This is a genomic window from Vagococcus vulneris (assembly GCF_003950515.1).
Classification (GTDB): domain Bacteria; phylum Bacillota; class Bacilli; order Lactobacillales; family Vagococcaceae; genus Vagococcus; species Vagococcus vulneris.
Map to the genome: position 1 here is coordinate 1 of NZ_NGJS01000040.1, position 1,467 is coordinate 1,467.

Consider the following 1,467-nt stretch of genomic DNA (forward strand, 5'->3'; position numbering starts at 1 on the left):
TTTCCATGTTGTGTGTGATAAACTTTGATTGTCCTTTTTCATAAGGGACCTCCTAAATGATTGATATTTCGTGGTCGGGAAACCAAATATATCTTATCATTTTAGGAGACTTTTTTTATACCACGCTGAAAGCTCTTCTGAACCACCCGCATAGCAGGTGGTTTTCAAAACATATAACAAGAAAGAAGGAGAAGACTTTGATACTGGTCTTCTCCTTCTTTTATTCTTTACTTCGCTTTTTTTCGTGCGATTTTCGCTTGGTACATACTAACTTCGTCTTCACTGCAATAAATAAGGTGACCTGGATTTACTTCTCTCAAGGTACGCTCTTTCCCATCCTCTATGTTTTTTTGATAGACTATTCGTTTACGCTGTCTTTCATATATAGAATCCGGCAAAGGTACGGCAGATAATAAACTCTCTGTATATGGATGATTACCGTAATTATAAATTTCAAGGCTATCGCCTATCTCTACTAACCTGCCTTGATTCATCACACCAATTCGGTCGCTTATATACTTTACCATTGATAAATCATGTGCAATAAATAGATACGTTAACTTTTCCTGCTCTTGTAATTCCTTTAGCAAATTAACGACTTGTGCTTGAATAGACACATCTAAAGCAGAAATAGGTTCATCACAAATAATTAATTTTGGTTTAACTGCCAATGCCCGAGCAATTCCGATTCTTTGTCGCTGCCCACCCGAAAACTCATGAGGGTATCTTGTTCCGTGCGTCGCGTTCAGTCCAACCACTTCTAACAACTCATTAACACGCTGATCCCGCTCTGATGAATTGGCTGCCAATTTATTATGGTCAATCCCTTCCGCTACAATATCCTTAACCTTCATCCGTGGATTTAATGACGCATACGTATCAAAAGAAATGTTTAGATCTGTTACCTCTAGTACTTTTTCCATAATCATTCACCTGCCCTAATCTTTCATTTTCGGATCAAATGTATCTCCCATACCATCAGCCAACAGATTAAAACAAATCATAATGACTGATAAAGTGATTGCTGGTGCCCACATTAAGTGCGGCAGATATTGGAAAGTTTTATATCCTTCATTCAGTAGAATACCTAATGATGCTGCTGGTGGTTTCAATCCTAAACCTATAAAACTTAAAAAAGCTTCAAAGAAAATCGCAGATGGTATACTAAACATCATTTGAACAATAATAACACTCGAAATATTTGGAAGAATATGTTTTCTTGCAATTATACTGTTTGATTCTCCCAGTGTTTTTGCAGCCAACACAAACTCTTGATCTTTGATTTTTAGTGTCTGTGCTCTAACTATTCGCGCCATGGTCAACTAAACTGAATTTATAAACGTCGATTGTAAAATTAAGCTAGACAACTAAAAAATCATTTGTGATACACTCAAATTGTATTTCCTACCAAAGAAAACAAGGAGAGTGATCACAAATGATCTATACACATCTTACTACAGAGGAACT

General features: G+C 36.4%; 2 pseudogenes. Both read right to left on the minus strand.

Going from position 1 to position 1,467, the window contains the following annotated elements:
- Positions 1-227: 227 nt before the first annotated feature.
- A pseudogene (locus tag CBF37_RS11460) lies at positions 228-881 on the minus strand (ATP-binding cassette domain-containing protein); the annotation flags it as partial.
- A gap of 57 nt (positions 882-938) precedes the next feature.
- A pseudogene (locus CBF37_RS11465) lies at positions 939-1,322 on the minus strand (ABC transporter permease); the annotation flags it as partial.
- Positions 1,323-1,467 lie beyond the last annotated feature (145 nt).